We start from the raw sequence: 9,230 nt of genomic DNA on the forward strand, positions 1-9,230 counted from the left end.
CGGTGGAGCAGGGCGCCGGATACGAGCCCGCCTCTCCCCGGCATCATGAGAAGTAACATAACCCTGTCACCAACACTACTACTGCATGCACATGACCGACGGCACTGTCCCGGCAGGTGAACTCCGGGAACGGATGGCCCGGTTCAGGGCCAGGATGGATGCGGATCATCCCGAATGGGAACTCGCCGTCTTTTTCGGCAGGATCAACCTCTACTATTTCACCGGCACCATGCAGGACGGCGTCCTGCTTATCCCCCGAGACGGCGAGCCTGTCTTCCGGGTGCGCCGGAGTTACGAGCGGGCCTGCGACGAGTCTTTCTTCCCCGATATCAGGCCGATGGGCAGCTTCCGCGATGCCGCGGGCGACCTTGAACACCCGGTCAGGAGCGTACACCTGGAGACGGAAGTGGTGCCGCTCGCCCTGCTGGAGAGGTTCAGGAGATATTTCTCCTTTGACCAGGCGCGATCCCTCGACCTGCAGGCGGCGAAGGTCAGGGCGATCAAAAGCGCCTATGAACTCGTGTGCATGGAGCAGGCCGGCGAGATTCACCGCCGCGTCCTTGAAGAGCGGGTGCCCGGTATCCTGCAGGAGGGGATGAGCGAGATGGCATTCATCAGCGCCCTCTATTCGGTCATGATCGAGGAGGGACACCAGGGCGTCGTGCGGTTCGGCTCCTTCGGCACCGAGATCGGGATCGGGCAGATCGGCTTTGGCGAGAGTTCTCTCTACCCCACCTGTTTCGATGGCCCGGGCGGCAATCGCGGCATGTCTCCGGCTATTCCTCTCCTCGGGAGCCGCACGAGACGGCTGAAGAAAGGCGACCTCGTCTTTGTGGATGCCGGATGCGGTGTTGCGGGCTATCACACCGACAAGACCATGACCTATATGTTCGGTGCCCCGCTCCCTGATGACGCCATCGAGGCACACCGCAGGTGCGTGGAGATCCAGCACCGGATCGCGAGGGAGCTCCGGCCCGGGGCGGTGCCTTCAGCGATCTACGACGCGGTGATGGCGGACCTGGAACCGGCATTTCTTGAGAACTTTATGGGCTTTGGAACCCGGCGGGTGAAATTCCTGGGCCATGGCATCGGCCTCCAGATCGACGAGATCCCGGTGATCGCCCGGGGGTTCGACGAACCCCTGCAGGAGCGCATGGTCCTTGCCCTCGAACCCAAGAAGGGGATTGCGGGCGTCGGCATGGTCGGGATCGAGAACACGTTTGTGGTGACGCCTGCAGGGGGCCGGTGCATCACCGGCGACCATCCCGGGCTGATGCCGGTCTACTGACTTTTTTTGAAGGGAGAGGGGGTGGTCAGGCCGCCGCCCGTCTCGACCAGACGATCCCGGCGCACAGGGCAAGCGCCGACACCGGGAGGGCGATCATCAGGGGGTCCACCACCGGCCACGGCATCGGGAGGATGGTGGGCACGCCGAAGATGGCGTTCGAGAGCCCGATCGCCCCTGACTCCTTTACGTGGACGAACACCGTCCAGAAGAACCAGACCAGCGTCCCGGCGAGGATGCTCCACGTCGCCGCCGTCTTCGAGGGCCGTTTCGCATAGAGGGCATGGGCGTACGCCGGCAGGAATGCGGAGGCGCAGAGGCCCATGAACATCGCCGTCGCCCGTGCGATGATGCTGCCGGGCATTACGTACGCGAGCAGGACGGAGAAGACGATCATCACCATCGTTCCGGCCTGCACTCCCACCATAGAGGCCTTCCGCCCGCGCCAGGTCCGCCAGATGTCGAAGCCCAGGGAGGTGCCCATCGTGTGGAAGAGGGAACTCAGGGTGGACATGGCGGCGGCGAGAAGGGAGAGCATGAAGATGGTGACGAAGAGGTCTGGCATGCTGGCGTTGATGAAATTCGGGATGATCGTGTCGATATTGCCGGCGGTCGCCGCCTCAAGGGCGATCTGCCCGGAGGTCTGGTAGAACCAGACGTTGGTGAGGGCCCCGACGGTGAAAGCGACGCCGGTCATCATCAGGATGAACGGCCCGCCGATCAGGACGGCCCTGTTCAGCGCCCGGTTGTCCCTGACGGTCATGAACCGCACGGCGAGCTGGGGCTGGGCCAGGACGCCGATCCCCACGCCCAGCACCAGGGTGGTGACCAGGGTGTACCAGATCGGCGATCCAAGGGAAGGCATGGAGGTCCAGCCGGTCATCCCCGTGGCCGCAAGGCTCCCCGGGACCAGGGGGTTCATCGCCTCCAGCGCCCGGTTCGCCGCTGATACTCCTCCGAGGGAGACGTAGGTGAGGACGATCAGGATGCTCATCCCTACGAGCATGATCCCGCCCTGCAGGGCGTCGGTGTACATCACGGCGATCAGCCCGCCCAGGATCACGTAGGCGGCGACGATGGCGGCAAACGCAAGGAGCGCTGTGTCGTAGGGGACGAGCAGCGTGCTGGTGATGAACTGGGCGCCGCCGATGAGGATTGCTGCCGTATAGAGGGGCATGCCCACGACGATGACGATGCCGGTGACATACTGCAGGAGAGGTGAGTCGTAGCACCGCCCCATCAGGTCGGGAAAGGTGACGGCATTGAGGCGCTGCCCGAGTTCGCGCGTCTTTTTCCCGAAGACAATGAATGCGAGCAGGATCCCCACCCCGATGTTCAGCACGGTCAGCCAGATCAGCCCCATGCCGAGTTGGGCGGCGACGCCGCCGAAGCCGATGATTGCCGAGGTGGAGATGAAAGTGGCACCGTAGGAGAGGGCGAGGACCACCGGATGGATCCGTCTGCCCGCCACCATGTAATCATCGCGCTCTTTTGTCTGTCGGTAGCCCAGGTAGCCCAGGCCGATGATCGCCGCCAGATAGATCAGGGTCACGGCGGCGAAGGTTGCGGTGTTAACCGCCATTCTGATCCCCCTCACAGCCGTTGTTCCAGTTGATGAGCCCGTACACTATGCATGCAAGGGTGAAGCCCAGTGCAAGCAGATAGCCAATCCAGATCATGGGGTCGGATATGCCGAACATGGTGAAAACCTGCCATCCGGTCTGATAACCGGATCAATTACACGGGAACGCAGCGAAAGGCCGGTTCCCTACCTAAATATGGGGAAAAGTGCGGAAAAGACAGACCCGAAAGTACACGAATGGGCATTGAGGTCCATCATGCTGCATACGGGCATGAACATGAATGGTCCGGCCCCCGATATATAGATATGCCCGGCTGCGGCGCCCGGAGCAGAGACGCACACAGTAATAAATATTGGACCGCTCTATCACCCTCTGGAGGCGAAGACAGATGCAGTGCACCGCATACGCGCACCTCAATGGAGAGAAGTTGAAAGATCTGCAGGCAATGGAGAAGGAGTTCGGGACAATACTCGTCGCATACGAACCGGTCCCGCAGGTCGCTCACCTCTCCGAGTCTGAACTCCTGGAGATCAAGGAGGAAGAAGAGAAGATCGGCAAGATCCTCGTCGCCTATGAAAAGACCTGATCCGCTCTCCTTTTGAAATGAGATCACCCCGGGGTTTGAGGGCGCCCCTCGCCCCGGAATACCGGTGACGACTGACCCCTCCACTACCCCTATTCTGCAGGCAGTTTGCCTCACCCGCTCCGCTCCAGGGATGAAGGTGTAATTCAAGAGCCAAAAAAAAGAAAAATTTAGCCGAAGAGAGCGCCGAGGCCGGCCATGCCGCCTTCCTCGTCTTCCTTCTCTTCTTCCTCTTCCGCTTCCTCTTCGACGGCTGCGGCGGGTGCAGCGGCGGGGGCGGCAGCGACGGCGACCGGTGCGGCGGCGGCCTTGCTGATCGCGTCTTCGATGTCCACACCGTCGAGTGCGGCCACCAGGGCCTTCACACGGGCGTCGTCAGCGGCGGTACCGGCAGCGGAGAGAACAGCCTTCACATTCTCTTCGTTGATGTCCTTGCCTGCGTTGTGCAGGAGCAGTGCAGCGTAGATATATTCCATTTCATTCACCTCAAATTTCAGATTTCGTTATTCTACCAGTTCTTTCAGGGCAAGCGATGATCTGTACGCCTTTCCAATGATCGCATCGATGATGTCCTTCTCGTAGACACCGGCCTCGATACCGAGGCTGCGGGCTTCGCGGACGGCCTTTGCGAGGATGGCACCCGTCGTCTGTGCGGTCGGGTACGCCGCGTTCACCGACAGGTTGAATGCCTGCTGGGCCGCGAGCGTGATCTGGCCAAGGAAGACGGTCTCGTCGATTGCGAGGGTCTCAGGTGCGAACACAGTGCCGTTCTGATATGCCGCCTTCAGGATCAGGCCGACGTCCATCGGCTTGATGCTGAGTTTTGCGAGCACGTCGGCCATCTTTGCATTGATGACCTCGCCCCTCTTCACGACCGTCTTCGTGTCCTTGATCTTGACCTTCCCGGCCTCGATCATTGCGGGAATCCCGGCCTGCTGGAGCTCGCCGACGATCGGGCCCGGCTTGAAGCTCGTCGGCCCCTTGGCGACGATGATGTCCTCGGGCGCAGTTTCGCCCGGCTTTGCGGCCATCTTCGTCTTCGTCTGCTCAAGGAGCTTGTAGAGCTTGAACGGGTTCTCGCTCGTGAAGATGAGTGCGCTCTGACCGGAGATGTGTGCGCTCATCCCTGCGACTTCGCCGCCGATCTCGTCAAGCGCACGGCGCGTCAGAGTCTTGCGGGCCATCTTGATGTAGGCGACGCCGCGGAGGTTCTCCCTGATCTGCTGGAGCTGCGTTGCCGGGATGCCGTACATGTCGACAAGCCCGACCACGGGGTACTCCTCAAAGTGCCGCTTGATCTCCTCGACCTCCGTCCGCTTCCATGCGGGCAGGTGGTGGGTGTAGAGCGCCATTTAGATCAGCCTCACTGCGGGGCCCATGGTGGTCTTCACGTAGACCGAGCGGATGTTCTGCGAACCCTGCTCGAGAACTGTCTCGACCCTCTTCATGACGGCGTCGACGTTCTCCGCGATCTGCTCCGGGGCCATGCCGGTGGAACCGACACGCGCGTGGAAGACCTTCTTGTCCTTCGACCGGATCTTCACGGAGGAGCGCAGCCGCTCGATGATCGGCCTGACATCCGTCCCCGTCGGGATCGGCGTCGGCATCCTGCCGCGGGGACCAAGGCGCGGACCGAGCCAGCGGCCAACCTGTCCCATCACGCTTGTTTCCGCAAGGAAAAAGCGGTACTCTGATGCGATCTTCCGTGCCTCACGGGGCTCGCCGCCCAGCCGCTCGATCTCCTCGGGGGAAATGATCAGATCCGCGCCGGCGGCTTTCGCCTGCGTGGTGATCTCGCCCTTGCCGAGAACGGCGACCTTCACTGCCGTGCCTACACCGTGGGGGAGGAGGATGGTCTCGTCAATACGGTTTTTGGGCTGCGCCAGATCGATATTCTTGAGGTTGATGGTAATATCAACGCTCTCCTGAAACTTCCGTTCAGGCGCAGTGTCCAGGGCTGTTTTCACAGCCTTCAGTATCTGTTCTTTCTCAACCATTGCGTACCTCCATAGTCTGCGACCTTTTCGATCTCCTATGGATGTTTACCGTTCAGGCCTCGAGTACGCTGTCGAACTCGCCCGCATCGATTGCAGCGAGCATCTCCTTGGGCTTCTTGCCCTCGACGGTTACGCCGACGGAGACACAGGTGCCGACAACCTCTTTCACTGCCGTCTTCAGACGGTAGGAGAGCATATCGTCAAACTTCATGCGTGCAATTCTGACAGCGGCATCGAGCGGCAGATCACCCACAAACTGGGTGGCTGGCTCGCTGGACCCCTTTTCGATACCAACTTCCTTCATGATGAGCGCCGTTGTCGGAGGAATCCCCACCGTGACGGTGAAGTTCTTCTTATCGTCAACGTCGATCGTCACCGGCACCTGCATGCCGTTGAACTCTGCGGTCTTCTTGTTGATCTCATCGATGACCGCTTTTACGTTGATACCGAGGGGACCCAGGGCAGGACCAATAGGCGGGCCTGCAGTTGCTTTGCCACCGGGTACCAATACCTCGACCGTTTCTGCCATAGTACAATCACCATGCTTTCCCCGAAAGGGTACTGTGCTTGGGTGACTAGGGTTTCGCTGGCGGCCAGATAAAACTATCACCGGGGCAGGGAAAAAAAAAGGAGAGGATCAGGTTTCGCCCCGGTCGATCACCCGGACGTTGTCGCCGCGCACGGTGATCGGGATCGGGACCATGGACTCATAGAGCTCGACGGTGATCTCCTCCTTGGAGGTATCTATCCGTTTTACGATGGCTTTTTCACCCTTAAACGGTCCTGCAATCAGTTCGACGATCGTCCCCTCATCGATCCCTGCGACCGCGGGCTTCGGCACCAGGTAATGGCTCACCTCGGCAAGGGAGGTCTCGCCCGGCACCACGGTGCGGGCGCTTGGCACCGACTCGATCAACTCCTCGATCCTGGCGACCGGTTCGAGCGTCTCGACCAGCACATACCCCTTCAACTCGTCAGGGGAGAGCACGGCCGTCACCTTGAACGACGGGTCGACGGTGATCGCATGATAGATCCCGTCGACAACGGCACGCTCCTGTTTTGCCGTCGTCTTGACGGCAAATATATGGGTTTCAGTTTCCTCGGTCATGTGCATCAGTGCGGCAGCACAAGCATGATCTCATAGATGATAAACCCGATGAACCCGATAAGGAGGACGCCCACTGCTGCCACGAGGGCGATCTTCTGGAACTCCTCGCGGCTCGGCGTCCTGGCCAGTTTCAGGACGCGGAGATATTTCTTGAAAAATTCCTCATGGATATTGGTCATCTTGATGGATTCAGCATTGATTTCCATTGTTTTCACCTCAGAAAGTCGATATCAAACTCTTTTGCAACCTTGGGCCTGGAAGCCCTCTCGCTTCTGCCGTAGATCTGCGGGGAGTTCACCCCGGTGACGACGAGCATCGTCCGCATCCGTCCCTGCATTTCGGGATCGACCTGTGCGCCCCAGATGATCCGGGCTGAGGGGTCGATCCGGTCATAGACCTCCTGCACGACCCCTTCGGCCTCGGCCATCGTCATGTCGGGCCCGCCGACGACGTTGACAAGCGCCGCCGTGGCGCCCGAGATGTCCACGTCGAGAAGAGGCGATCGCAGGGCTTTCTTCACCGAGTCGGCGGCCTTGTCCTCGGAGTCGGACTCGCCCATCCCGATCATGGCAACCCCGCCGCGCTCCATCACGGTCCGCACATCGGCAAAGTCGAGGTTCACCAGGCCGGGGACGGTGATCAACTCGGTGATCCCCTTCACGGCCCGCATCAGCACCTCGTCGGCCACCTTGAAGGCGGCGTACAGGGGCAGACGGGGCACCACTTCGAGCAGACGGTCGTTCGGGACGACGATGACGGTGTCGGCGACGTCGCGCAGGCGTTCGAGCCCGGCCTCTGCATTTTCCATCCTGATCGAGCCCTCGGAGGTGAAGGGCAGGGTGACGACGGCGATGGTGAGCGCCCCCTCCTCGCGGGCGGCCTTGGCGACGACCGGGGCCGATCCGGTGCCGGTCCCTCCGCCGAGGCCTGAGGTGATGAAGACCATGTCGGCCCCCTCGAGGGCGCCGACGATCTGCTCCTCGTTCTCAAGGGCCGCTTCCTCGCCGATCTGGGGGATCGAGCCGGCGCCCAGACCTCTGGTGCGCTGCCGTCCGATAAGGATCCGCTTGTCGGCCTTCGTCCTGATCAGGTGCTGGGCGTCGGTGTTGATGGCGATCAGCCGCGCTCCTGTGATGCCCTCATCGGCGATGCGCGACATTGTGTTTGAGCCGCTGCCGCCACACCCGACAACGACGATCTCTGTTCTGAGATCTCGCAGGAGATCCTCAAGCTCGTCGTCGGGCTGGACGATATCCTCGAATTCCTCTCGTGCCCGTGATAATGCCTCTTCAACAATGGACTTCATGTAATATACCTCTCCAACCCCGGGATGTGGATGCGTGTCTCACTGCAGGACTGCACCATAGCAGGAGTGATGGTCCGGCCCTCCACTTCGATGTTCTGGCCGCGAGAGAGCCTTCCGAAGGACGGGCCGCCCGGCACACCGAGCGCCCGGGCCTGTGCGGGATCGAACCGCATCTTTCTCACGACGAGGTGATCCCCGTCGGTTGCAGTGCTCCACCGGTCATGTATGAGTTTAATACACAGGGATATTAAATCATGTATTATTTCTTCGCTTTGATTCTTGAAGGTAATGACTGAGGGTGTCAGCCCTCCGTCCCTGCCGACCACGACGGCAACGGGCATCTGTGCGAGCCCTTCGCGCAGGGCCTTCCCATCTGCCTTCTCCGCCTCGGAGAGGAGATGGGCCGGGACGTCCACGACTCCGGGGTCACCCCGCCCGGAAAGGGTGCCGGTGTGCACCCTGCCCCCCGGGGCGATCCTATCGCCGATCGTTCGGATCGCCGCATAGGTCTCCCATGCGAGGTCGCCGATTCCGGTGATCTCGCCCTCTGAGAGGATGGGGAGGCCGGCATCGTCCAGGAGTGCAAGGAGGCGGTCCACCTCTTTTGGAGGGAGGGCTTTTTTGTCGATATAGGCGGCGACGGCCCCCGTATTCTCCGCCATCGCTCGCACCATCGCATCGTCGAGGAGAGGGACCTCCCGGGAGGGGGCGATGTGGCCGAAGGCGCCCCGGGAGGAGAGGGCGATTTCAGTCTGCCTGACCGCATAATGTGTCCCGCCGAAACCGACGAGGGGGATCACCGGCCCGGGGGAGGCCTCCAGCACGGCGAGAGCGGCCGCCTCTGCCGCCGCCGGGTCGTTCCACTCCGTCTCAGTACTCCCGATCTCGACGAAGAGGGAAGGGGCCTGGAGTGCTGTCGGGCCGTGGTGGGTGGCCTCGTAGCTGACCCGGTAACCGGCGGGAGCGTGGGAGGCGAGGCCGCGGAGGACGGCGTGCATCATCTCGGGCGCGGCGGGAGCGAGGCTCCGGGCCTCGCCGCCGAAGCATGGTTCGCCGAAGTTGCCGGTGACGTGGACGGTCAGGGCCGGCACCGGGTGGGAACTGGTATGCCTGGAGAGAAATACAATGAGATCGGCATCAACCCCTTCGGCATGGATGATCCGTTCGCCGGTCTCGTGGAAGGACAGGGAGGCGGCACGAGGGAGGGGCCAGTCTTCCCGCTCCTCGAGGAGAGAGCGGATCCGGCGGGCCAGGTTCGTGCCCGCAGGGTCAAGGCGGGAGTGGAGGAGGGCGATATGCATGATCCTGATCTATCCTCACAGGAGCAAAAGGGTTGCCCGCCACAGGAAACGCTATCTTTTTGCAGGG

At 61.6% G+C, this 9,230-nt stretch carries 12 protein-coding genes; 2 read left to right on the forward strand and 10 right to left on the reverse strand.

The genetic code is table 11. From position 1 onward, the window contains the following. Nucleotides 1-85: 85 nt before the first annotated feature. A complete protein-coding gene (locus HWN36_RS08630) occupies nucleotides 86-1,288 on the forward strand; it encodes a M24 family metallopeptidase (protein ID WP_176788964.1) in 1,203 nt (400 codons plus the stop codon). Nucleotides 1,289-1,313: 25 nt separating this feature from the next. Here the strand turns inward: HWN36_RS08630 and HWN36_RS08635 are convergent, their stop codons facing one another. Beyond that, complete coding sequence (locus HWN36_RS08635) at nucleotides 1,314-2,867, reverse strand: sodium:solute symporter family protein (RefSeq protein WP_176788965.1); 1,554 nt, start codon at nucleotides 2,865-2,867, stop codon at nucleotides 1,314-1,316. Next, a complete protein-coding gene (locus HWN36_RS12280; protein ID WP_343044962.1) occupies nucleotides 2,857-2,985 on the reverse strand; it encodes a symporter small accessory protein in 129 nt (42 codons plus the stop codon). Before HWN36_RS12280 ends, HWN36_RS08635 begins: the two co-directional genes overlap by 11 nt. A 271-nt stretch (nucleotides 2,986-3,256) precedes the next feature. Between HWN36_RS12280 and HWN36_RS08640 the strand changes: the two genes are divergently transcribed. Beyond that, nucleotides 3,257-3,454 (forward strand): hypothetical protein, encoded by a 198-nt coding sequence (locus HWN36_RS08640; protein WP_176788966.1) that lies wholly within the window; start codon nucleotides 3,257-3,259, stop codon nucleotides 3,452-3,454. 167 nt (nucleotides 3,455-3,621) lie between these two features. Here the strand turns inward: HWN36_RS08640 and rpl12p are convergent, their stop codons facing one another. The 8 genes from rpl12p to HWN36_RS08680 form a co-directional block, all read right to left on the reverse strand. After that, complete coding sequence (gene rpl12p, locus HWN36_RS08645) at nucleotides 3,622-3,927, reverse strand: 50S ribosomal protein P1 (protein WP_176788967.1); 306 nt, start codon at nucleotides 3,925-3,927, stop codon at nucleotides 3,622-3,624. 27 nt (nucleotides 3,928-3,954) lie between these two features. Further along, entirely contained in the window at nucleotides 3,955-4,803 is an 849-nt protein-coding gene (locus HWN36_RS08650) for a 50S ribosomal protein L10 (protein WP_176788968.1), read from the reverse strand. Beyond that, the gene (locus HWN36_RS08655; protein WP_176788969.1) at nucleotides 4,804-5,448 is read right to left on the reverse strand and encodes a 50S ribosomal protein L1; all 645 of its coding nucleotides are present in this window, start codon (nucleotides 5,446-5,448) and stop codon (nucleotides 4,804-4,806) included. A gap of 52 nt (nucleotides 5,449-5,500) precedes the next feature. Continuing rightward, a complete protein-coding gene (locus HWN36_RS08660; RefSeq protein ID WP_176788970.1) occupies nucleotides 5,501-5,977 on the reverse strand; it encodes a 50S ribosomal protein L11 in 477 nt (158 codons plus the stop codon). Nucleotides 5,978-6,085: 108 nt separating this feature from the next. Further along, on the reverse strand, nucleotides 6,086-6,562 hold the full coding sequence (locus tag HWN36_RS08665; protein WP_176788971.1) for a transcription elongation factor Spt5: 477 nt from the start codon (nucleotides 6,560-6,562) through the stop codon (nucleotides 6,086-6,088). Continuing rightward, on the reverse strand, nucleotides 6,562-6,762 hold the full coding sequence (locus HWN36_RS08670; protein ID WP_176789609.1) for a protein translocase SEC61 complex subunit gamma: 201 nt from the start codon (nucleotides 6,760-6,762) through the stop codon (nucleotides 6,562-6,564). The genes HWN36_RS08665 and HWN36_RS08670 overlap by 1 nt, the downstream gene beginning before the upstream one ends. Before the next feature lie 5 nt (nucleotides 6,763-6,767). Then, nucleotides 6,768-7,862 (reverse strand): cell division protein FtsZ, encoded by a 1,095-nt coding sequence (gene ftsZ / locus HWN36_RS08675; protein ID WP_176788972.1) that lies wholly within the window; start codon nucleotides 7,860-7,862, stop codon nucleotides 6,768-6,770. Then, on the reverse strand, nucleotides 7,859-9,163 hold the full coding sequence (locus HWN36_RS08680) for a D-aminoacyl-tRNA deacylase (protein WP_176788973.1): 1,305 nt from the start codon (nucleotides 9,161-9,163) through the stop codon (nucleotides 7,859-7,861). Before HWN36_RS08680 ends, ftsZ begins: the two co-directional genes overlap by 4 nt. Nucleotides 9,164-9,230 lie beyond the last annotated feature (67 nt).

The sequence above is a fragment of the Methanofollis tationis genome, assembly GCF_013377755.1.
GTDB lineage: Archaea > Halobacteriota > Methanomicrobia > Methanomicrobiales > Methanofollaceae > Methanofollis > Methanofollis tationis.